18 protein-coding genes, 1 tRNA gene and 1 pseudogene are annotated in these 22145 nt (G+C 72.4%); 12 read left to right on the plus strand and 8 right to left on the minus strand.

Features of this window, described 5'->3' with window-relative positions; genetic code table 11:
• Positions 1–25: 25 nt before the first annotated feature.
• Entirely contained in the window at positions 26–3880 is a 3855-nt protein-coding gene (locus ACP4J3_RS13675; protein WP_426533900.1) for a Pls/PosA family non-ribosomal peptide synthetase, read from the minus strand.
• 348 nt (positions 3881–4228) lie between these two features.
• Here ACP4J3_RS13675 and ACP4J3_RS13680 point away from each other — a divergent pair, with 348 nt between their 5' ends.
• Positions 4229–4651: a hypothetical protein gene (locus tag ACP4J3_RS13680; RefSeq protein ID WP_426533902.1), complete on the plus strand. Its 423-nt coding sequence runs from the start codon at positions 4229–4231 to the stop codon at positions 4649–4651.
• A gap of 311 nt (positions 4652–4962) precedes the next feature.
• Positions 4963–5481, plus strand: coding sequence for a hypothetical protein (locus ACP4J3_RS13685; RefSeq protein ID WP_426533904.1), 519 nt, complete (start codon positions 4963–4965; stop codon positions 5479–5481).
• 16 nt (positions 5482–5497) lie between these two features.
• Here ACP4J3_RS13685 and ACP4J3_RS13690 read toward each other — a convergent pair.
• Positions 5498–5582: transfer RNA gene (locus ACP4J3_RS13690), tRNA-Leu, on the minus strand.
• A 187-nt stretch (positions 5583–5769) separates the two neighbouring features.
• Between ACP4J3_RS13690 and ACP4J3_RS13695 the strand changes: the two genes are divergently transcribed.
• The 3 genes from ACP4J3_RS13695 to ACP4J3_RS13705 all read left to right on the plus strand — a co-directional run bounded on the left by ACP4J3_RS13695 (position 5770) and on the right by ACP4J3_RS13705 (position 8469).
• Positions 5770–7095, plus strand: coding sequence for a M20/M25/M40 family metallo-hydrolase (locus ACP4J3_RS13695; RefSeq protein WP_426533906.1), 1326 nt, complete (start codon positions 5770–5772; stop codon positions 7093–7095).
• 156 nt (positions 7096–7251) lie between these two features.
• Positions 7252–7485, plus strand: coding sequence for a chaplin ChpH (gene chpH, locus ACP4J3_RS13700; RefSeq protein ID WP_426533908.1), 234 nt, complete (start codon positions 7252–7254; stop codon positions 7483–7485).
• 147 nt (positions 7486–7632) lie between these two features.
• Positions 7633–8469 (plus strand): chaplin, encoded by an 837-nt coding sequence (locus tag ACP4J3_RS13705; protein ID WP_426533910.1) that lies wholly within the window; start codon positions 7633–7635, stop codon positions 8467–8469.
• A 99-nt stretch (positions 8470–8568) separates the two neighbouring features.
• On the opposite strand, the gene ACP4J3_RS13710 is transcribed toward ACP4J3_RS13705, so the two are convergent.
• Positions 8569–8757 carry a DUF5703 family protein gene (locus ACP4J3_RS13710; protein ID WP_005485166.1) on the minus strand — a complete coding sequence of 63 codons (189 nt, stop codon included), beginning with the start codon at positions 8755–8757 and terminating at the stop codon, positions 8569–8571.
• A gap of 47 nt (positions 8758–8804) precedes the next feature.
• Here ACP4J3_RS13710 and ACP4J3_RS13715 point away from each other — a divergent pair, with 47 nt between their 5' ends.
• Positions 8805–9521, plus strand: coding sequence for a hypothetical protein (locus tag ACP4J3_RS13715; RefSeq protein WP_426533913.1), 717 nt, complete (start codon positions 8805–8807; stop codon positions 9519–9521).
• A gap of 97 nt (positions 9522–9618) precedes the next feature.
• Here the strand turns inward: ACP4J3_RS13715 and ACP4J3_RS13720 are convergent, their stop codons facing one another.
• The gene (locus ACP4J3_RS13720; protein WP_426533915.1) at positions 9619–11865 is read right to left on the minus strand and encodes a helix-hairpin-helix domain-containing protein; all 2247 of its coding nucleotides are present in this window, start codon (positions 11863–11865) and stop codon (positions 9619–9621) included.
• On the minus strand, positions 11862–12845 hold the full coding sequence (locus ACP4J3_RS13725) for an aldo/keto reductase (RefSeq protein WP_426533917.1): 984 nt from the start codon (positions 12843–12845) through the stop codon (positions 11862–11864). The genes ACP4J3_RS13720 and ACP4J3_RS13725 overlap by 4 nt, the downstream gene beginning before the upstream one ends.
• A 185-nt stretch (positions 12846–13030) precedes the next feature.
• Between ACP4J3_RS13725 and ACP4J3_RS13730 the strand changes: the two genes are divergently transcribed.
• Positions 13031–14086, plus strand: coding sequence for an LLM class F420-dependent oxidoreductase (locus ACP4J3_RS13730; RefSeq protein ID WP_426533919.1), 1056 nt, complete (start codon positions 13031–13033; stop codon positions 14084–14086).
• Positions 14087–14323: 237 nt separating this feature from the next.
• The gene (locus ACP4J3_RS13735) at positions 14324–15112 is read left to right on the plus strand and encodes a ferritin-like domain-containing protein (protein WP_426533921.1); all 789 of its coding nucleotides are present in this window, start codon (positions 14324–14326) and stop codon (positions 15110–15112) included.
• 33 nt (positions 15113–15145) lie between these two features.
• Here ACP4J3_RS13735 and ACP4J3_RS13740 read toward each other — a convergent pair.
• Positions 15146–16144, minus strand: a pseudogene (locus tag ACP4J3_RS13740) (magnesium and cobalt transport protein CorA).
• 62 nt (positions 16145–16206) lie between these two features.
• On the opposite strand from ACP4J3_RS13740, the gene ACP4J3_RS13745 reads away from it, so the two are divergent.
• The 4 genes from ACP4J3_RS13745 to mshC all read left to right on the plus strand — a co-directional run bounded on the left by ACP4J3_RS13745 (position 16207) and on the right by mshC (position 19656).
• A complete protein-coding gene (locus ACP4J3_RS13745; protein ID WP_426533923.1) occupies positions 16207–16890 on the plus strand; it encodes a histidine phosphatase family protein in 684 nt (227 codons plus the stop codon).
• 69 nt (positions 16891–16959) lie between these two features.
• Positions 16960–17550: a DUF3090 domain-containing protein gene (locus ACP4J3_RS13750; RefSeq protein WP_426533925.1), complete on the plus strand. Its 591-nt coding sequence runs from the start codon at positions 16960–16962 to the stop codon at positions 17548–17550.
• Positions 17514–18332: an SCO1664 family protein gene (locus ACP4J3_RS13755; RefSeq protein ID WP_426533927.1), complete on the plus strand. Its 819-nt coding sequence runs from the start codon at positions 17514–17516 to the stop codon at positions 18330–18332. The genes ACP4J3_RS13750 and ACP4J3_RS13755 overlap by 37 nt, the downstream gene beginning before the upstream one ends.
• 94 nt (positions 18333–18426) lie before the next feature.
• Entirely contained in the window at positions 18427–19656 is a 1230-nt protein-coding gene (gene mshC, locus ACP4J3_RS13760; RefSeq protein WP_426533929.1) for a cysteine--1-D-myo-inosityl 2-amino-2-deoxy-alpha-D-glucopyranoside ligase, read from the plus strand.
• A 90-nt stretch (positions 19657–19746) separates the two neighbouring features.
• On the opposite strand, the gene ACP4J3_RS13765 is transcribed toward mshC, so the two are convergent.
• Positions 19747–20259 carry a hypothetical protein gene (locus ACP4J3_RS13765; RefSeq protein WP_426533931.1) on the minus strand — a complete coding sequence of 171 codons (513 nt, stop codon included), beginning with the start codon at positions 20257–20259 and terminating at the stop codon, positions 19747–19749.
• Between the two features lie 73 nt (positions 20260–20332).
• The gene (locus ACP4J3_RS13770; protein WP_426533933.1) at positions 20333–22057 is read right to left on the minus strand and encodes a S8 family peptidase; all 1725 of its coding nucleotides are present in this window, start codon (positions 22055–22057) and stop codon (positions 20333–20335) included.
• Positions 22058–22145 lie beyond the last annotated feature (88 nt).

Raw genomic sequence — 22145 nt, forward strand, 5'->3', positions numbered from 1 at the left:
CTGTCCGGCCCGTCGTGGGCCGCGCTCAGGGACGCCATGCCTCGATCGGATTGCCGAGCCAACGGGTGTCGTCGGGGACCGACTCCGCCGCCATCACCAGCGACGCGGGACCCAGCGTCGTACGGGCCCCGATCGCGCTGCCGGGCAGGACGATCCCGCCAGGACCCAGCGTCGCGCCCTCACGGAGGACCACAGTATCCGTCCGCAAGATCCGGTCGTGGAAGAGGTGGGTCTGGAGCACACAGCCCCGATTGACGGTGGCCGCGTCCTCAAGGGCCACCAGATCCGTCTCCGGCAGCCAGTAGCTCTCGACCCACACCCCCTTGCCGATACGCGCGCCGAGCCCTCGAAGCCACGCCGTCATCACCGGCGTACCCGGCACCGAACCCGCCAGCCACGGCACCGCGAGCACCTCGACGAAGGTGTCCGCCAGCTCGTTGCGCCACACGAAGGAGGACCACAGCGGATGCTCGCCGCTGTGATGCCGCCCCACCAGCAGCCACTTCGCCACGATCGACACCAGCCCGGCCGCGGCACCCGCCGCGAGCAGCACGAGCCCCGACAGCAGCGGCGCCCAGACCCCCAGCGCACACAGCGCGGCGATGGTCAGCACCGCCAGCCCCGCCGAGCAGAACACCGGCACGATCCGGCACAGCTCCACCAGCCCGCGCGCCCACAGCAGCCGGGCCGGCGGGTCGTACGTCCGGCTCTGGTCGCCGTCGGCGGCGCTGCGCGGCAGCTTCACCGGCGGCAGCCCCAGATACGACGTGCCCTTCTTGGCCTTCTTCGGCGTCGCCGACAGCACCCCGACCAGCCCGCCGTCCGGCACGCTCCGGCCCGGCGCGGTCATCCCCGAGTTCCCGAGGAAGGCCCGCCGCCCGATCTGAGCCCGCCCGATCCGCATCCAGCCGCCGCCGAGTTCGTACGGCGCGGTCAGCGTGTCGTCGGCCAGGAACGCGCCCTCGCCGACCGTCGTCAGGCTCGGCAGCGCCAGCACCGTCGACACCTCGGCACCGCGCCCGATACGCATCCCGAGCAGCCGCAGCCACACCGGCGTGACCAGCCCGGCGTACAGCGGGAACAGGGTCTCGCGCGAGCGGTCCATCAACTGGGTGACGGTCCAGGCCTGCCAGCCGACCCGGCTGTGCGTGGGATGCGTGCCCTCCCGCAGGCCGAGGCTCAGCAGCCGTACGCCGATCAGGATCAGCAGCGCGTACGCCGCCCCGAAGGCGAGCGTCGCCGGTACGAGGGCCAGCGCGGCGCCCGTCAGCGGCGCGTCCGGCGTGAAGAACACCCGGGCCACGAGGAACGCGGCAGCCCCCGCCAGCACCGGCAGCGCGCTGAGCGCGAAGCCCGTCAGGCCGTACATCGCCCGCCAGTACGTGCCCCGCCGCGGCCGCTCCTTGGGCCAGTTGCGCTTGGCCTTGCCCAGCTTGACGGCGGGCGCGCCCGCCCACCGCTGACCGGTGGGAATCTGCCCGGTGACCGCCGAACCCGGCGCCACCTCGGCCCGCTTGCCCACCCGGGCGCCCGGGAAGAGCATGCTGCGCGTGCCGACCACGGCATGCGCGCCCACCTTCACGGCGCCGATCTCCAGCCGGTCCCCGTCCAGCCAGTACCCGGACAGATCCACCTCGGACTCGACCGCCGCCCCGCGCCCCAGCTTGAGCAGCCCGGTGACCGGCGGCAGCGAGTGCAGGTCGACCTCGGGCCCGACCCTGGCGCCCAGCGCCCGCGCGTACCGCTCCAGCCAGGCCCCGGTCAGCGAGGTCGCCCCGGTGAACTCGGACAGCCGCTCGGCGCTCCACAGCCGCAGATGGACGCTGCCACCGCGTGGATACCGGCCGGGCTTCACGCCCCTGAGCAGCAGCCGCGCACCCCCGGCGGCCAGCGCCAGCCGTCCCGGCGGGCTGAACAGCACCACGGCCCCGACCGCGAGCAGCCACCAGGGCGCCGTCGGCAGCCACCCGTAGCCGGGCAGCAGATTGCCGAGTGCGGCCAGCGCGACCGTCCAGCGCAGGCCGAGCAGCGTGAACAGCGGAGCGAGCAGCAGCAGTTGGACCAGTTGCGCACGCCGGGGCACCGGCGTGACGATCCGCTGCGCCCCGTCGTCCTGCGCGGACTCCTCAAGGCGCCGGGCCAGCTTGCGCAGCACCGGCTGCTGATAGATGTCCAGCACCGCCGCGCTCGGATACCGGGTCCGCAGCCGCGTCGTGAGCTGCGCCGCGGCCAGGCTGCCGCCGCCGATCGCGAAGAAGTCGTCGCCGGCGCCGGTGACCGGGATGCCGAGCACCGCGGTCCACTGCTCGGCGAGCCAGGCCTCGGTGCCGTACAACTGCTCGGCGCGACCGCCCGTCTCGAGGCCCTCCAGGGGCCAGGGCAGGGCGCCGCGGTCCACCTTGCCGCTCGTGCGGGTCGGCAGATCCTCGACCGGCGCCAGCAGCGGCACCAGCGCGGCGGGCAGCTCCGCCCGCAGCTTCTCCACCGCCACCGCCTGGTCCCAGCCGTCCTGCGTGACGACGTACCCGACGAGGAGCTGGTTGCCACTGCGCGCGGTCCGCACGGCAGCAGCCGCACCGGCCACCCCGGGCAGCGCCTGCAACGCGGCATCCACCTCACCCAGCTCGATCCGCCGCCCGCCGAGCTTGATCTGCTCGTCGGCCCGCCCGAGGAAGACCAGCCCCTCCGGCTCCGCCCTGACGAGGTCACCACTGCGGTACGCCCGCTCCCAGCCCAGCGACTGAAGCGGCGCGTACTTCTCCGCGTCCTTCTCGGCGTCGAGATACCGCGCGAGCCCCACCCCGCCGATGACGAGCTGACCACTGCCGCCCATCGGCACCGGCTCCCCGGCCTCGTCGACGACGGCCAGCTCCCAGCCGTTCAGCGGCAGCCCGATCCGGATCGGCTCCGCACCGCCCATCAGCGACGCACACGCCACGACGGTCGCCTCGGTCGGCCCGTACGTGTTCCAGACCTCGCGCCCCTCGGTCACCAGCCGCTGCGTCAGCTCGGGCGGGCACGCCTCACCGCCGAAGATCAGCAGCCGTACGTCGCCCAGGGCCTCCGGCTCCCAGAGCGCGGCCAGCGTGGGCACGGTCGACACGACCGTGATCTCCTGCTCCACCAGCCACGGTCCGAGATCGGCACCGCTCCTGACCTGCGAGCGCGGCACCGGCACCAGACAGGCGCCGTACCGCCAGGCCAGCCACATCTCCTCGCAGGACGCGTCGAACGCCACCGAAAGACCCGCCATCACCCGGTCCCCGGGCCCGATCGGCTCCTCGGTGAGGAACAGCGCGGCCTCGGCGTCCACGAACGCGGCGGCACTGCGGTGCGAGACGGCGACGCCCTTCGGTCTGCCCGTCGAACCGGAGGTGAAGATGATCCACGCGTCGTCCTCGACGCCGGGACGCGCGGCGGGAACGTCGCCGCGCGAGTGCACGGTCAGCTCGTGCCCGGCCCCGACGACGGCCCGTACGTCCGCCTCCCCGAACACCAGCTCGGCCCGCTCGTCCGGGTCCTCGGCGTCCACGGGGACATAGGCGGCACCGGCCGCGAGCACGGCCAGGATCGCGACGTACAGGTCATTGGTGCCGGACGGCACCCGCACGCCCACCCGGTCGCCGCGCCCGACCCCGGCCGCGGCGAGCGCACGCCGCAGTCGCTCCACCTCGACGGCCAGCGCCCGGTAGGTCAGGGTGCTCGTGCCGTCGTCCAGCGCCGGCTCGCCCGGGTACGACCGCACGGACGCGTCGAAGATGTCGACCAGCGTGCGGGGGGAGGCCGCCGGACCTCCGGAGAAACGTGCCCTGTCGCCGAACTTCTCGCGGATCTCTTCGTCGAGCAGGCCGAGAGCATCGCTCTCGTGAATCGCTGCCATCCGGTCCTCGCGTCTCGATCCCGGATGCCTCCGGGGCGCTGGCGGGCCCGCAGGTCTGCCTGGGGTTGTCCGGCTCCAGCTCCGTAACAAGCCGGAAATTTTAGTACGACGCTAGGTTCGGGGCCGTGGTCCGGCCACCCGGGACGGCTGTCCGGGGCCCTGTGGAGCCCGCCCCACGGGCGCTGACCTGGTGATCTTCGATGGACGAGACATCCCCCACACAGTGCGTGACGGGGCGGTGGACACAGCGTCCGGATGGCCCACTCCGGGGTGCCGGAGCCCTCGGGTTCGGCGGGAATGGACTCGGACCGCGGGTGGCCGCGGCGGTGCCCCGATGCCGGAGGACGGATGTCGAACCCACCACAGCGCGGCCGTACGGGCAGGGTCCTGCGCCGCACCGCGTCGGCGGTTCTGATCGTCCTCGCCTGCGTCCTGGTCCCGGTCACCGTGATCACGGTGTGGGTGCACGACATCGCCCTCGACGCCGACCGCTACGTCAGGACCATGGAGCCGCTCGCCTCCGACCCCGCCATCGAGGACGCCGTGCACGACCGGCTCGTCGACGCGGTGGACGTACGTGTCAACGGCGAGCAGGTGACCGCCGACATCGCGGCCTGGCTTCAGTCGCAGGGACTGCCGCCCCCGCGCCTCGGGGGCGGTCAAGGCACTGGCCCCCAGGTGAACGGCGACCGTGAACGCCGCGGCGGAGCGGGTGGTGACCCGCTTCCCGAACTGATGCCCGGTGCTCCCCCCTTCAGGGTGGATGTGTAGGGCATCCTCGCCCAGACGGCCCGAAGGGTCGCAGCGGCGGTGCTAAAGTCGCCTTGTCCGACAACGGAGTTGACGGACCTACCGCCGGACGGGCGGAAAGTGACGCCTGTGGAAGCCCATGTAAGACCGATCTCCCCGGAGACCGGCAAGGGCCCGTGAAGCAGGAACCCGTGGTGGTACCGCAGAGCGGTGCGGACCGGAATCGTCCGCCTTGAGGCGGACGAGGACGTCAATACCTCGACCACCTGCCGCAGACCGTTCTGTCCGAGTCGGCGGCGGGGGTCTTGGTGACCCACCGTCGCCGTCGCGCCTTGGCGAAGGCGGCCCTGGGCCGTCTCATCGTCGCCGTCGGCCCCCTCGTAGCCCGCCGCTCCTGCCTCCACCACCTGTCGCGGACCGTCCTGTCCGAGCCAGCGGCGGCCGCGGTCTTCGACACCCTCCTGCGCTTCCTGCGGGTCACCCTGCGCACCGTGATCGTGCTCGGCGTGGTCGTCGCCCTCGGCGCCTACCTCGTCGGCCCCGGACGCCTCCCGCGCGCGGTGCGCGGCCGGGTCGAACAGGGCGCCGACGGCACCGCCCGGTGGGCCGACTCCCGCGGCATCACCACCGGAGCGGTCGGGACCTGGACGGCGGCCCACCGCGGCGCGCTCACGATCGGCGTCCTGCTGCTGATCACCCTGCTGTTCGCGCTGTGGAACAACCCCACACCCGCGACGGTCCTGGCCCTGGTGATCATCCTGCTCGCGGCACTGGCGGTGATCGCCCTGCTCGCGGCCGACGGCCGCAGAAGGCCCCCGGCGGCCCCGGAAAAGCAAGAAACCCCTGGTTGACAGGGGTTTCACTAAGTGTCCGAGGGGGGACTTGAACCCCCACGCCCGATAAAGGGCACTAGCACCTCAAGCTAGCGCGTCTGCCATTCCGCCACCCGGACAAGGTGTCTGTCGTGCGGGGTTTCCCCGCGGCGACAGAGGAAACATTACCAGGCTTTCGAGGGGCCCCGATCACCCCCCGTCGCGACGTGAACGGCGTGTGACGGCTCGTGGCCGCTCTTGGGCCGGACCGTGGTCGGGGGGAGGATGAGGGGGCACACCAGCATCGACCGCGCGGAGGGAAGCAGCGTGAGCGAGACGGACACGACCAGGGGCGTCACCGGCGAGGACGAGGTCGTGGACCTCTGCCGCGAGCTGATCCGGATCGACACCAGCAACTACGGCGACCACTCGGGGCCCGGTGAACGGGGGGCGGCCGAGTACGTCGCCGAGAAGCTCGCCGAGGTGGGCCTCGAACCGCGGATCTTCGAGTCGCACCCCGGGCGCGCCTCCACGGTGGCGCGCATCGAGGGCGAGGACCCCTCCAGGCCCGCGCTGCTCATCCACGGCCACACCGACGTCGTACCGGCCAACGCCGACGACTGGACCCACCACCCCTTCTCCGGCGAGGTCGCGGACGGGTGCGTGTGGGGGCGCGGGGCCGTCGACATGAAGGACATGGACGCGATGACCCTGGCGGTCGTACGCGACCGGCTGCGCAGCGGCCGCAGGCCCCCGCGCGACATCGTGCTCGCGTTCCTCGCCGACGAGGAGGCCGGCGGCAAGTTCGGCGCACGGTTCCTCGTCGACAAGCACCCGGACCTCTTCGAGGGCGTCACCGAGGCGATCAGCGAGGTGGGCGGGTTCTCGTTCACCGTGAGCGAGCAGCGGCGGCTGTATCTGATCCAGACGGCCGAGAAGGGCATGCACTGGATGAAGCTGACCGTGGCCGGCACGGCGGGCCACGGGTCGATGATCCACCGGGACAACGCGATCACCGAGCTGTCGGAGGCGGTCGCGCGGCTCGGCCGGCACAAGTTCCCGGTACGGGTCACCAAGACCACCCGGGCCTTCCTGGACGAGCTCGGCGACGCCCTCGGCACCGAGCTGGACCCGGAGAACATGGAGGGCACCCTCGCCAGGCTCGGCGGCATCGCCAAGCTGATCGGCGCGACCCTCAGCAACACCGCCAACCCCACCCAGCTCGGCGCCGGCTACAAGGTCAACGTCATCCCGGGCGAGGCCACCGCCCATGTCGACGGCCGGTTCCTGCCCGGGTTCGAGGAGGAGTTCCTCGCCGACCTCGACAAGATCCTCGGGCCCAAGGTCAGGCGCGAGGACGTGCACGCCGACAAGGCCGTCGAGACCAGCTTCGACGGGGCGCTGGTGGACGCCATGCAGTCCGCGCTGGTCGCCGAGGACCCGGCCGCGAAGGCCGTCCCCTACATGCTCTCCGGCGGCACGGACGCCAAGTCCTTCGACGACCTGGGCATCCGGGGGTTCGGCTTCGCCCCGCTGAAGCTGCCGCCGGAGCTGGACTTCGCCGGAATGTTCCACGGCGTCGACGAGCGGGTGCCGGTGGACGGGCTGCAATTCGGCGTGCGGGTGCTCGACCGTTTCATCGACGCGTCCTGAACGGATAGCTCAAACGACCCTCCTGTAATCGTCCAGTTGTACGGGGTGTGGCCGGGGAGGGTGAACGCGCTCATCAGGTCGTAGCCCTATTAGTTCCTCCTCGTTACAGGTGATGCGATCAGCTACTTGTGATCGCATTGCCAACAAGGAGGAACAATGATCAAGAAGGTCGTCGCTGCTGCGGCTGCCACCGGTGGGCTGGTTCTCGCGGGCGCGGGCCTGGCCGTTGCCGACTCCGGTGCCCAGGGTGCCGCGGTGCACTCCCCGGGCATCCTGTCCGGCAACGTCGTTCAGGCGCCGGTTGATGTCTCCGCGAACGTCTGCGGCAACACGGTCTCCGTGGTCGGTCTGCTGAACCCCGCCTTCGGCAACACCTGCATCAACAAGTGACGTTGTGCCTCGCCCCGTGAAGAGGGGCTGAGCCCGTCGGCCCCGGCGCGCGTGCCATGCGCTCCGGGGCCGACCGGCCTTTTCGGAACGTCGGTCGAATGTCCGACGTCGTCCTTTCGGAACAAGGTCGAAGGCAGGTAATCAGCAATGCGACAGGTCACCCGCAAGGGCCTGATGACCGTGGCGGCCGCGACCGGAGTCATCGCCGCCGCGGGCGGCACGGCCCACGCGACCGGCGCGGGGGCGCACGGCTCCAGCTCGAACTCGCCCGGCGTGCTGTCGGGCAACACGGTGCAGGCGCCGGTTGATGTCTCCGCGAACGTCTGCGGCAACACCGTCAACGTCGTCGGGGTGCTCAATCCGGCGATCGGCAACAGCTGCGCCAACCAGGGCGGCGGCTCCCACGGCGGGGGCGGCGCGTCGTCCGACGGTCACGCCAGTGACTCGCCCGGCATCGGCTCCGGCAACCACGTCGAGGCGCCGGTGCATGTGCCGGTCAACGTCTGCGGCAACAGCGTCGACGTCATCGGCATCGGGAACTCCAGCAGGGGCAACGACTGCGCCAACGGCGGCGACGGCGGGGGGCACACTCCGCCGGGCGGTGGCCAGCAGACCCCGCCGGGGGAGCCGGGCAACCCCGGGAACCCCGGCAACCCGGGGGAGCCGGGGAATCCGGGCCACCCCGGTGACCCTGGAAACCCCGGTAACCCCGGTAACCCCGGCGGCCCCGACAGCCCGGAGAACCCCGTCGAGCCGGCCAACCCCGGATCCCCGAGCACGCCGCCCGGCACGGGCGGCGTGACACCGGGCGGCGGCGCCTCGCACGCGAACCACCCGGGCACCCACTTCGTCACCCAGCCCGAGGGCGCGGCCCAGCTCGCCCGGACCGGCAGTGACCTGCCGATGGGCCTCGTGCTGCCGGTCGGCGCGGGGGCGCTGCTGGCGGGTGCCGTGCTGTACCGCAAGGCACGGCCCTCGCAGTAGAGCAGGGGACGCGGGTCCGGCTTCCGGTACGAACGGAGCGGGCCCCCGCCGTGGCGGGGGCCCGCTCCGCATCTTCATCTTCCTGTCCGTCGCCTCAGCTCACCACGTCGCCCGCACCTGGCGGATGATCCTGCGGCGCAGCCGCACCCTGCGGCTGCCGTCGCGCAGCAGACTCAGGCGGTCCAATTCCCAGTGTCCGTACTCGGCATGGTCCGTCAGCAGGCGTGTGGCGTCCTTGCGGGAGACCCCGCGCGGTACGTACACGTCGACAAATTCGTATTCCGGCATCGCATCTATTGTGCGGGCTGGGGCCCGGTACGGATAGCGTCTGCACTATGTCTGATGCTGTGCAGCCCACCGCTGCCGAGGTACGCGCCGCCGCCGAGGCGGTCAAGACCGCACTCGACCGCCACCTGGCCGCGGTCGAAGGCCGGTCGGGTGAGGACGACCCGGCCGTCTACGAGGCGTTCAACGAGCTGGCCGCAGCCGCCGAGGCCTATGACGAGCTGCTCTACGACCGTTACGACGAGGTCACACCCTTCGAGATCCCCGGTACGGAGGACGCGCTGCCGCCGTACACGGGCCCCGAGGAACCGAACGCGCTGAGCGTGCTGATCCGCCGCGACTACGCGGTGGCGGAGCCGCAGCGGCTGCTGGCGCAGGCCCAGCGGGTCGAGGCGGCGGACTACGACGACGGCGCGGACGTGAACGCCTCCGGCACGGTGCACGGGGCGCTCGGCCTTCTGTTCGGCGAGTTCGAGCCGGACGAGATCGCCTCCCGGCACAAGGAGTTCGGCCTGGAGGAGGGCGACTCCACGCTCTGGGTGATCGCGGCGGACGACCAGGCCGACCCCGGTGAATGGCTGGAGACGCCCTTCGAGGGGGTCGACCCGCAGCGGGTGGTGTGCCGCTTCGACGTCAGCACGGTGTTCGACGACGACCTGGACGACGAGGACATCGAAGACGACACCGACGACGACACCGACGACCTCGAGGACCAGCTCGGCACGGACCTGGACGACGATCTCGAACCGCTGGACGCGGATCGCTGACACACGGCGCGGCCGGTTCGACGACGGCGGCGGTCACGATGAGTCGCGTGACGGCCGCCGTCGTTGTCGTGCGCGGGCGTGATGCGGTGCGGCCCGGTCAACCCGTCGACGGCACCTGCGTTCCGAGCAGGACGGGCAGGCGGGTCGTGCGCGGCTTCGGCGGGACCTCGGCGACCGCCCGGGGCAGCGCCTGCTCCACGCCGTGCACCACGGACAGGTGCCGCTCCGCCCGCCCGAACGCCGTGTACACCCACGGTCTGCTCAACGCCTGCGCGGCGTCGCCCGGCAGGACCACGACCACCGCCGCCCACCGGCCGCCCGCCGCCTGGTGTGCGGTCAGGGCCCAGCCGTGCCGCACGGACTGCTCCACCCGCTCCCTCGGCACGACCACCCGCGCACCCGCACAGGACAGGTGCAGTCCCTCGGCGTCGGCCTTCACCACCTGGCCGCAGACCGTACGGCCCGGCGCGGGGGAGTACGCGACGCGGTCACCGGGGTCGAAGCCCCCGAAGCGGCCGGGACCGGGGTTGAGCCGCTCCTTGAGCGCGGCGTTGAGCGCACGCGTGCCCGCCGCGCCGCCGTGGCCCGGCGTGATCACCTGCGTCTCCTCGGCCGGCACCCCGATCGCCCGCGGCACCGAGTCCGCGACGAGCTGCACGGTGCGGTGCACGGCCTCGCCCGCGTCCCGCACGGGCACGATCACGACCTCCTTGCCGGGCGCCTCGACCTGGTTCAGCTCACCGACGCCGATACCGGACACCAGCTCGCCCAGCGGGCCGGGGTCGGGTCGCCGCGAGGCGATCTGCGGGCAGACCCGCGCCGCCAGCAGATCGGCGAACACCCGCCCGGGCCCCGCCGACCACAGCACCCCCGGATCCCCGGACAGCACTAGCCGGGCCCCGTCCGGCAGCGACTCGGTGAGCAGCGCGGCCGTCTCGACGTCCAACTGCGGCGCGTCCAGCACCACGAGCAGATCGAGGTCGAACGCCCCTTCCGCGTCCCGCCCGGGCCCTTCGGCACCGGAGAGCAGGCCGGCCACGGTGGTGACGCCGGGCGCCTGGGCCGACTCCGGGGCGAGCAGCGCCGAGAACCGCTCCCGGCCCAGCGGGCTGTGCGTCGCCGCCCAGGCCCGCAGCCCCAGGGCCCGCGCCGCGCCCAGCAGCGCCGCCGGTTCGGCGCGGGAGGCCTCCCCGCCGGTGTGCAGGACCAGGCCGCCCGCCGCGACCGCGCGGACCAGGTCGGCGCCGGAGCCCGCGCCGGCCGCCGCCCGCTCCCACTCCTCGGCCGAACCGTCCTGCTTCGGCACCGAGTTGATCAGACGGGCCAGTCCGTCGGCGAGGCTCTCCTCCGCGAGCGCGTACCGCTCCAGACCGACGAGGACCCTGACGGGCCGCTCCTCGTCGCCTTCCTCGTCCTGCGCCGGGGCGCCGGGCTCGTCCAGGGCGTCCTGGAAGGCCAGGGCCTCGCCCTCGGCCAGGGTGTGCTGCACGGCCCCATCGGCGTCGGGCACGCCCCGCTGCGCCAGCGCGGCGGTGAGCGCCGGCAGCTCCAGGGCCGTGTGCCCGGCCAGCGCCGCCTGCTCCAGGAGCCAGCCGGTGACCGCCCGCCCGCGCCGCTCGTCGTCCGGCCCGCACTGAGCGCCGAGCAGCGCCCGCGCGAACCCGTCGGCCTGCTCGGGCCGTACGCCGCCGACCCGCAGCAACTGCCAGGGGTCCGCCCGGAGCCGGTCGGCCGCCGCCTCGCCGAGCGCCGCGGCGGCCTGCGCGGCGAGCGCCTCGGGGGCACCGCCGTCGGCCAGCACACGCCGTACGGACTCGACGGTCTCCGGCGCGGGGGCCGACGGCGCGGCGGACGCCGGCGTCGGCTGCGGCCGGCGTACCGGCTCCGGGGCGGGGCGGCGCGGTGGCTCCGGCTCGCTGAAGACGGCGGCCGCGGGCTTCGCGCCGCTCTCCACGGCCCGTACGGCCGCGAGCAGATCGGCCGCCTTCCCGCTGAGCTTGGCCCCGCTGTCGATGGGCCCCCGCCGCTCGGCCTTGCGCCGCTCGATCCGCTCCCGCTCGACCCGCTGCGCGGCAAGCTCGGTCTCGGCCTCCGACGGCTGCGCCGCGCCGTCGCCGTCGTCGGCTTCCGACGGCTGCGCCGCGCCCTTGCCGTCGTCGGGTTCCGACTGTTGCGCCGCGCCGTCGCCGTCCTCGGCCTCCGACTCCTGCGCCGCTCCCTCGGCGTCCTCGGCAAGATCCGCGCTCTCACCTTCCGGGACCGAAGTGGCGGTCTCGCCCTGCGGCGCGGCCCCCGGCGTCCCCGGCTCGGTGTCCTCCGTGGTCTCGGGTGGCTCCGTGCTCACAGCATGCTCCAGTCGTGATCGGGATAGCGGTGCACGGGCGCCGACACGTCGTCGAGCGCCCGGCAGATCTCGTCAGGAAGACTAAGGGCCTCCACTGACAACGCTGCCGTGAGCTGCTGTGCGTTGCGCGCGCCTATGACCGGCGCGGTCACTCCGGGCCGGTCGCGGACCCAGGCGAGGGCGACCTGGAGCGGGGAGACGGCCAGCCCGTCGGCCGCCGTCTGCACGGCGTCCACGATGCGGCGCGCCGTGTCGTCGAGGTACGGCGCGACGAACGGCGCCAGATGCTCCGAGGCGCCACGCGAGTCGGCCGGTGTCGCGTCGCGGTACTTGCCCGTCAGCACGCCCCGGCCGAGCGGCGAGGAGGGCAGCAGGCCGATGCCCAGGTCCAGCGCGGCCGGCAGCACCTCGCGTTCCACACCGCGCTGGAGCAGCGAGTACTCGAGCTGGGTGCTGGCCAGCCGGGTGCGTATGCCGGGCGCCGCGAGCTGCCAGGTCGCCGCCTTGGCGAGCTGCCAGCCACAGAAGTTGGAGACGCCCGCGTAGCGCGCACGGCCGCTGCTGACCGCCAGGTCGAGGGCTTGGAGGGTCTCCTCCAGCGGGGTGTACGGGTCGAAGGCGTGGATGTGCCAGACGTCGACGTACTCGGTGCCAAGCCGGGTGAGCGAGGCGTCCAGCGCGGAGAGCAGATGGCCGCGCGAGCCGTCGAAGCGGCGGTCCGGGTCGGGGACGCTGCCCGCCTTCGTCGAGATGATCAGGTCCCGGCGCGGGACCAGCCCGTCCATGAGCCGGCCCAGCAGGTACTCGGCCTCCCCGTCGCCGTACACGTCCGCCGTGTCGACGAGGGTGCCGCCCGCCTCCCAGAACGTCTTCAAGAGGTCCGCGGCGTCGTGCTCGTCGGTGTCCCTGCCCCAGGTGAGGGTGCCGAGCCCGATCCTGGACACGCGCAGGCCGGTGCGGCCGAGATGCCTCTGCTCCATGAACGCCGAGATTACTGGCCAGAACCTGCCATGTGGGGGCCTGTGGATGAGCAGTTTTCAGGACCGTCACCGAGGATGCGGAAGGCCGCTCGCGCGACGCCCGCCACATCCGCCTCCCCGCCGGCCGCGGCCCGCGCTAAGGTCTGGTCCACAAGGGACGTTACTGATCGGTAAGGGGATCGGCCATGCAGCTCGGGATCAACCTCGGCTACTGGGGTGCCGGAATGGACGCGGACAACCTCGCCGTCGCACAGGAGGCCGACAGGCTGGGCTACGCCGTGTGCTGGGCCGCCGAGGCCTATGGGTCGGACGCGGCCACCGTGCTCAGTTGGGTCGCCGCCCAGACCGAGCGCATCGACGTCGGCTCCGCCATCTTCCAGATCCCGGCCCGGCAGCCGGCCATGACCGCGATGACCGCCGCGACCCTGGACTCGCTCTCCGGCGGCCGCTTCCGGCTCGGCCTCGGCGTCTCCGGGCCGCAGGTCTCCGAGGGCTGGTACGGCGTCAAGTTCGACAAGCCGCTGGCACGCACGCGTGAGTACGTCGAGATCGTCCGCAGGGCCATGACGCGCGAGCGCCTGACCTACGAGGGGCAGCACTGGACGCTGCCGCTGCCCGGCGGCCCCGGCAAGCCGATCAAGCTGACCGTGCACCCGCAGCGCGAGCACATCCCGCTGTACATCGCCGCCATCGGCCCCAAGAACCTCGAGCAGACCGGGGAGATCGCCGACGGCGCGCTGCTGATCTTCCCTTCCGCCGACCACCTGGAGGACACGACCGTCAAGTACCTGCGCGCCGGGCGGGAGAAGGCCGGCCAGACCCTCGACGGGTTCGACGTGTGCCCGACGCTGCCGCTCGCGGTCGGTGACGACAAGGACGTGGCCACGCTCGCCGACACCTTCCGCCCCTACACCGCGCTGTACGTCGGCGGCATGGGCAGCCCCAAGCAGAACTTCTACAACCAGCTGGCCCAGCGCATGGGTTACGAGAAGGAAGCCGCCGAGATCCAGTCCAAGTACCTCTCCGGCGACAAGCAGGGCGCCGCGGCCGCCGTACCGCAGGACCTGATCGACAAGACCACGCTGCTCGGCTCCGTCGACCGCATCGCCGACCGCATGAAGGCCTATGCCGCGGCCGGGGTCACCACCCTGTCCCTGGCGCCCGCGGGCTTCACGCTCGAGGAGCGGATCGCCTCGCTCCGCGCCGGCAGCGAGGCCCTGGAGCGCGCCGGGCTGGCGTGACGCGAGGGGGCCGTACGGCGGGGGATTTCAGCGGCCGTGGTGGGGGCTCGGGGGTCTTCCCCGCCACGGCCGTCACGCGATACAACGCGCGCCTGCCCACGCGGTTACGCCCCGTCGTGACCCCGATGGTCATTCTTTTGGCGGAGTTGTCCGTCGCAACTGTTGCGGCACCCCTCGCGTCGCATTTGACTCGTTCTTTGCGGAATCCTGCGGCGTCCTTAAGAGAGGTGCCCCACGATGCTTTCGGCGAAGAGCCTTTTCCAGGAGATCCTCGACAACGACGAGTCCTTCCGCCTGTTCTGCTCCATCGCGGCCAGCGGCGAGTCCCAGGGCGGCTGGGAGAACGCGCGTATCGCCGCGCTCGTACCCGACAGCGAGCGCGCCATGGCCCCCAAGATCACCCGGCACGGCGCGGACGAGGACAAGCACGGGCGGATCTTCAACGCCCTGCTGAAGAAGCGCGGCCTGCAACCCGTCCCCGTCCCGCACGAGACCGACTACACGATGCTCCTGGAGAAGCACGGCATCGGTCTCGCCCACGAGAAGCTCAAGGCGGACAAGCCGCTCACGGTCGAGGACATCATCACCTACCTCGCGCACAGCCGGGTCACCGAGCAGCGCGCCGCCGAACAGATGATCATGCTCCGCAAGCACTTCGCGGACCACCCCGTGATCGGCAAGGGCGTGCGGATGATCTCCAACGACGAGGACAACCACCTCGCCTACACGCACGAGGAACTGCTGCGCTTCGCGGCCGCCGGGCACGGCCGGCTGATCCAGGCCACGCTGCGTGAGTGCGCCCTCGCCGAGATCCGCATCTACCGGGACGTCAGCCTCGCCGTCATGGACCACATGGGGCGCATCCTCGGCTGGCCGCGGGCGAAGGCGGCCGTGCTCGCCGCGGGCATCCACGCCGTGTACGCCTGGGAGCGGGTCGCGGGCTGGCGGCGCATGGTGTCCCTGAAGATGCCGCAGCGGCGCGACGCCCTCGGCGGACCCGCCACCTCCGCACCCGAGTTCGCGTGACGACGACCGAGGTAACGACGACCGAGGCGACGGCTACAGCCAGCCCCGGCGCTTGAACAGCCGGAACAGCAGTACCTCCAGGGCGGCCATGCCCAGGATCAGCACCGGATACGAAGCGAGCCAGTGCAGCTCCGGCATGTGCTCGAAGTTCATGCCTTAGATCCCCGCGATCATCGTGGGGACCGCGGCCATGGCCGCCCACGCGGAGATCTTCCGCATGTCGTCGTTCTGCCGGACGCTCATCTGCGCCAGATGCGCAGACAGGACGTCGGAGACCAGCCGGTCCAGGCCCTCGACGGACTCGTTCACGCGCGTGAGGTGGTCGCTCACATCGCGGAAGAAGGGCTGCGCCTTGTCGTGCACGAACGGCACCCGCGCGCCGATCAGACCCGTGCCCGCGAGCTTGGTCAACGGCTGGGCGAGCGGGCCGGTGGCCCTGCGGAACTCCAGGATCTGCCGCTTGAAGGCGTAGATGCGCGACGCGGTGTGCCGGGAGCCGCCGCCGGTCGGCGAGAACACCTCCGCCTCCAGCTCCTCCAGATCCCGGCCCAACTCGCCCGCCACCTCCAGATAGTGGTCCACCACCGCGTCGGCGATCGTGTACAGCACCGCCGTGGGACCGTGCCGCAGCATCTCCGGCTCGTCCTCCAGACGGTGCCGCACGACCCCCAGCGGGGCCTGTTCACCGTGCCGCACGGTCACCACGAACGAGTCGCCGACGAAGACCATGACCTCCCCGGAGGTGACGATGTCGCTCTTCGCCTCGTAGCCGACCGGCTTGAGGACCATGAACAGCGAGTCGTCGTACACCTCCAGCTTCGGCCGCTGGTGCGCGTTCAGGGCGTCCTCCACGGCCAGCGGGTGCAGCCCGAACTCCTCCGCGACCTGGTCGAACTCCTTCTCCGTGGGCTCGTACAGGCCGATCCACACGAACGCGTCGTCCTGCAGACGGCACTGATCCAGGGCGTCGGAGAAGTCCGGCGGCCCCTGTGTCCGGCGCCCGTCCCGATAGATGGCGCAGTCGACGATCACGGAGCGTATTCTCCCGCCCCGAGCGCCCGGACGCACCCGGTCGTACGCCTACCCTGGGCGGCATGCCCACGCTGATCCTGGTCCGGCACGGACGTTCCACCGCCAACACCGAGGGCCTGCTCGCCGGCTGGACGCCCGGCGTCGCCCTCGACGAGCGCGGGGCCCGGCAGGCCGCCGCACTGCCCGCCCGGCTCGCCGAACTGCCCCTCTCCGAGATCGTCACCAGCCCCCTCCAACGCTGCCAGGAGACGATCCGGCCGCTTCTCGAGGAGCGGGGACTGACCGCGCACACCGACGAGCGGATCGGGGAGTGCCACTACGGCGACTGGTCCGGCCGCAAGCTCGCCGAGCTGGGCGACGAGCCGCTGATGGAGGTCGTCCAGGCCCACCCGTCGGCGGCCGCGTTCCCCGGCGGTGAGTCGATGCGGGCGATGCAGACCCGGGCCGCGGAGGCCGTACGCGAGTGGAACGCGCGCGTGGAGCGCGATCACGGTGCCGACGCCGTGTACCTGATGTGCTCGCACGGCGACGTCATCAAGTCGCTCGTGGCGGACGCACTCGGTCTTCATCTCGACCTCTTCCAGAGGATTTCCGTCGAACCGTGTTCCATCACCGCGATCCGCTACACACGCCTGAGGCCGTTCCTCGTACGCCTCGGGGACACCGGTGACTTCGCGTCCCTCGCCCCGCGCGAGGAACCGCCGGCCGGCGACGCGACGGTCGGGGGCGGCGCGGGCGCACCGTGATCGTCGGGCGCAGTAGGGTGAAGCGGTCGCAAGTGCGCCGCACCCATCCACGACTCCAGGAGACAGGACGTGTCCCGTCAGGTGTTCCTCTACGACCCTCCGGACCGCTTCGTGGCCGGTACGGTCGGACTGCCCGGGCGCCGTACGTTCTTCCTCCAGGCCACCGCAGGCTCCCGGGTGACCAGCGTGGCCCTGGAGAAGACCCAGGTCGCCGCCCTCGCCGAGCGCATGGACGAACTGCTCGACGAGGTCGTACGGCGTAGTGGCGGCAGCGCCGCCGTCCCCGCCGTGGCGCCCACCGAGATCGCCGACTCCGGCCCGCTGGACACCCCCATCGAGGAGGAGTTCCGCGTCGGCACCATGGCCCTGGCCTGGGACGGCGAGGAACAGCGCATGATCGTCGAGGCCCAGGCCCTGGTGGAGCTGGACGCCGACTCCGAGGAGGACCTCGCCGAGGCCGAGGAGCGGCTGCTCCAGGACGAGGAGAACGGGCCCCCGATGCTGCGGGTCCGGCTCACCGGCGCCCAGGCGAGGGCCTTCGCCAAGCGCGCCCTGGACGTCGTCAACGCCGGGCGGCCGCCGTGTCCGCTGTGCAGCCTCCCGCTCGACCCGGAAGGACACGTATGTCCGCGCCAGAACGGATACCGCCGCGGAGCGTGACCTCGGTGCACCTGCTCACCGAGGGCGAGCTGACCGTGCGCGGACGCATCCGGGACGCGTCCAACGCGGCACTGTTCTGCACGGTCGCGCACGACGGGCAGCAGGCGTCCTGCGTCTACAAGCCGGTCGCCGGTGAGCGGCCGCTGTGGGACTTCCCCGACGGGACGCTCGCCGAGCGCGAGGTCGCCGCGTACGAGGTCTCCGAGGCGACCGGCTGGGGGCTGGTGCCGCCCACCGTGCTGCGCGACGGGCCGTACGGCGAGGGCATGGTCCAGTTGTGGATCGACGTGGCCGGCGAGGCCGAGCTGCTCGCCCTGGTGGACGGCGAGGAGCCCGGGCCCGGATGGAAGGCGATCGGCCTCGCCGAGGTCGGCGAGGGGAAGACCGCGCTGCTCGTGCACGCCGACGACGAGCGGCTGCGGCGCATGGCCGTCCTGGACGCTGTGATCAACAACGCCGACCGCAAGGGCGGCCACCTGCTGCCCACCGAGGACGGCAGGCTGTACGGCATCGACCACGGCGTGACCTTCAACGCCGAGAACAAGCTGCGCACGCTGCTGTGGGGCTGGGCCGGCGAGGCGCTGACCGGCGAGGCCGTCGAGGTGCTCGGCGGCCTGCGGGAGGCGCTGAAGGAGGGCGGCACGCTGGCCGTGCGGCTCGCGGAGCTGATCACCGCCGCCGAAGTGGCGGCCACGCGCGCGCGTGTCGACGCGTTGCTCGCCTCGGGCAGGCATCCGGAGCCGGGCGGGGAGTGGCCCGCCATTCCGTGGCCCCCCGTCTAGCAGCACAACGGCCGCTATCGGGCAAGTAGGCCTTCCCGGCCATCCGGACCGGTCCGGTTCGTGTACGGAACATCCGTCCGGTTAGGCTCAAGGCATGCATGCCTGGCCCGCTTCTGAGGTCCCCGCCCTGCCCGGTCAGGGCCGCGACCTGAGGATCCACGACACCGCGACCGGCGGTCTGGTCACCCTGAACCCCGGTCCCGTCGCCCGTATCTACGTCTGCGGCATCACGCCGTACGACGCCACCCACCTGGGGCACGCGGCGACCTACAACGCGTTCGACCTCGTTCAGCGCGTGTGGCTCGACACCAAGCGGCAGGTTCACTACGTCCAGAACGTCACCGACATCGACGATCCGCTGCTGGAGCGGGCCGAGCGCGACGACATCGACTGGGCCGCCCTCGCGGAGAAGGAGACCGCCCTCTTCCGCGAGGACATGACCGCCCTGCGCATGCTGCCCCCGCAGCACTACATCGGCGCGGTCGAGGCGATACCCGGCATCGTCCCGCTCGTCGAGCGACTGCGCGACGCCGGCGCCGCCTACGAACTCGACGGCGACATCTACTTCTCCGTCGAGTCCGACCCCAACTTCGGCGAGGTCTCCGGGCTCGACGCCGCCGCCATGCGACTGCTGTCCGCCGAGCGCGGCGGCGACCCGGACCGCCCGGGCAAGAAGAACCCCCTCGACCCGATGCTGTGGATGGCGGCCCGGCCCGGCGAGCCGAGCTGGGACGGCGGCTCGCTCGGGCGCGGCCGGCCCGGCTGGCACATCGAGTGCGTCGCCATCGCCCTCGACCACCTCGGCATGACCTTCGACGTCCAGGGCGGCGGCTCCGACCTCGCCTTCCCGCACCACGAGATGGGCGCCTCGCACGCCCAGGTGCTGACCGGCGAGTTCCCCATGGCCAAGGCCTACGTGCACGCAGGCATGGTCGCCCTGCACGGCGAGAAGATGTCGAAGTCCAAGGGCAACCTCGTCTTCGTGTCCCGACTGCGCCGCGACGGCGTCGACCCCGCCGCCATCCGGCTCGCCCTCCTCGCCCACCACTACCGGGCCGACTGGGAGTGGACGGACCAGGTGCTCCAGGACGCCCTGGCCCGCCTCGACCGCTGGCGCGCCGCGGTCTCCCGCCCCGACGGGCCGCCGGCCGAGGCGCTCGTCGAGGAGATCCGCGATGCCCTCTCCCACGACCTGGACGCCCCGGCCGCGCTCGCCGCCGTCGACCGCTGGGTCGCACGCCAAAGCGCCGAGGGCGGCACGGACACCGGCGCCCCCGGCGTCGTGTCCCGGGCCGTGGACGCGTTGCTGGGCGTCGCCCTGTAACGCTCTCCTCCGACACGGAAGGGCGCTTCCACCCCACGGGTGGAAGCGCCCCTTTGGTTCAGGTGCCGGTCGGATCGGTTCAGGTGCCGGTCAGAGCTGCTGGATCCGGACGCTGCGCAGCACGCTCGGCGACTGGGTGTCCCAGATGCCGATCACCTGGTGGCCGAACGCGAACGCCTGCTGGATCTGCTGGTGGATCTGCGGGTTCGGGTTGTTGAGCACCCGGAACTGGTTGTTGATGCGCAGGAAGACCTGGTGCGGCTGGCCCTGGAGCGGGTGGACGATGTCGATGAAGCCGTTCGCCACACCGGAGGCGAGGGCCTGGGCCTGCACCTGCTGGACGACCTGCTGAACCGCCGACAGCGCGACCTGCTGGAGCTGCTGCTGCATCTGCTGCTCGACCTGCTGCTCCTGCTGCTGCGCCCCGTAAGGCTGGCCGAGCTGCTGCAGCAACTGCTGGTACGGCTGCTGCTGACCGAGCTGCTGGAGCTGCTCCAGCGACCCGCTCATGCCGTACGGCTGCTGTTGCTGGTACGGCGACGTGCTCGGGAACTGCTGGCCCTGCTGTTGTCCCATGTGACTCATCTGCGGGGTGGTGCTCATGCGGGTGTCACCTTCCCTTGATGTGATGGGCTTGCCTTGGATGGGATGGCTTGCCTTGATGGGATGGGCTGCGTCAGCCGGCGATCACCAGGCCGACGATCTCGTCGTCCGAGAACCACACTCGGACATCGGGCCGTCCCCCCGCGAAGGCGGTGTGGACCGCCTGGCGGACTTCGGGGGACGGATGGTTCAGATTCCGCCAGTCGCCGGCCACGAACAGCCGGAGCCTGGGCGGAAGTTCGCGTGGATACGGCAGCAGCTCGTCCCAGTACCGCTCGGCCGGTCCGGAGCCGACCGCCTGCGGCACCAGATGGGTCACCGCCGCCTTGATGTCGGGCCGGTTGCCGATCCGCTGCGAGGCCGGCCGGCCCGGCGCGTCCTGCTGCGGGGAACCCGTCGCCCTGAGGACCGTACGCGCCCGCTCCGGGGACATCGGCAGCGCGCCGGCCGCCTTGAGCATGCCCTGCAGCGCGGCCAGCGCGCCGACCACGAGTGGCGAGGCGGACGACGTCCCCGAGAACGTGTCGGTGTACCAGGCGATCTCCTCGGGCCCGCCCTGAAGATCGCCGGGCCGGTCCCAGAAGCCGCCGGTGGTCGTCACCTCGCGCCCCCAGCCCTGCGCGTCGACCCGGGCGCCGTAGTTGGAGAACGCCAGCCGTGAGCGGTCCGGGCCGTGATCGCGGCCGTGGGTGCCGGGCGGCGGGGCGCCCGCGCCGACCAGGACCGCACCGGAGGACGGGTTGGACGGGTTGAACGGGTTGCGCCACGACTCGGGGAATTCGTCCGGCCGGCGCTCGTAGACGGCGTCGTCCAGCGACTCGGCGCCGTTGCCCGCGGCGGCCACCACGAGGACGCCCTTGGCGGTGGCATGGCGGACGGCGGCGTAGTCGTCCGGCCACCATTCGAGCGGGACGTAGCCGCGCTGGTCGTCGCGCTCGGCGTACTCGAACCGGGGCCCCGGGCGGTGCAGTTCGATCAGCACGATGTCGCCGGGGCCCAGCCGCTCGGCCGCCGCGTGGATCGCGGCCGCCGTGCCGATGCCCTGGAACGACGCGGCCGCGGTCACCGTCTCCGGCACGACGCCGGTGACGCCGAACTCGCCCCGGTCGCCGCCGATCACGCCGAGCACGGCGGTGCCGTGGTTGCGCCAGGCCAGATCGGTCAGCGGGGTGCCGACGACGACCCCGGCCAGCTTCTGCGCCAGGTCCTCGTGCCCCAGTTGCCAGGAGCCCTCGACGTCGATCACGGTCACGCCCTGACCCGCGCCGCCGGGCCGCTGCCAGGCCCAGTGCGCGTCGACGCCCTCGGGCGCCGCCCGCAGATAGCCCTGCCGGCCGCTGTAGTCGGGCGTGACGGGCGCGCCCTCCTTCAGGCGCCCGCTGCCCTCGCCGACCTGCCCGAGGGCGGCCGGTACCGCGCCGGGCTTCACATACGCCGTGTCGATCCCGGGCAGCGCGGCGATACGGGCCCGCAGTTCCTCGGCCCGGCGCTCGCCGCCGCGTGCCCGGTAGAACAGCGCCAGGTCGGGTGCCTGGGCCAGGTCCGTGGCCTGCTGAAGTCGCTCCTCGCTGCCGAACAGCGGCTCCAGCACGAGCTGTTCGTCGCTGAGGAACATGTTGAGGGCCGACACATCGGCGCCCGCCACCGACCGCACGCCCTCGGCCTGGGCCCGCAGCCGGGCCTCGGGACGGGCGACGACGATCAGTTCCCGCTCGGCTCCTCGATAGGTGAATCCCGCTCCGTCGGGCCCCGGCCCGGACGCTCCCGGGCCCTGCGCCGGCTCTGCCTGGTCGGTCATCGTCTGCCGCTCCCTTCGGTCCTGGGGTTGCCAAGTACGGGTGGTGCGGCGCGCCTTCGCAGGACAACCAAGCACGACCGGACCGGTC

It is taken from the genome of Streptomyces sp. UG1 (assembly GCF_049974585.1).
Taxonomy (GTDB): domain Bacteria; phylum Actinomycetota; class Actinomycetes; order Streptomycetales; family Streptomycetaceae; genus Streptomyces.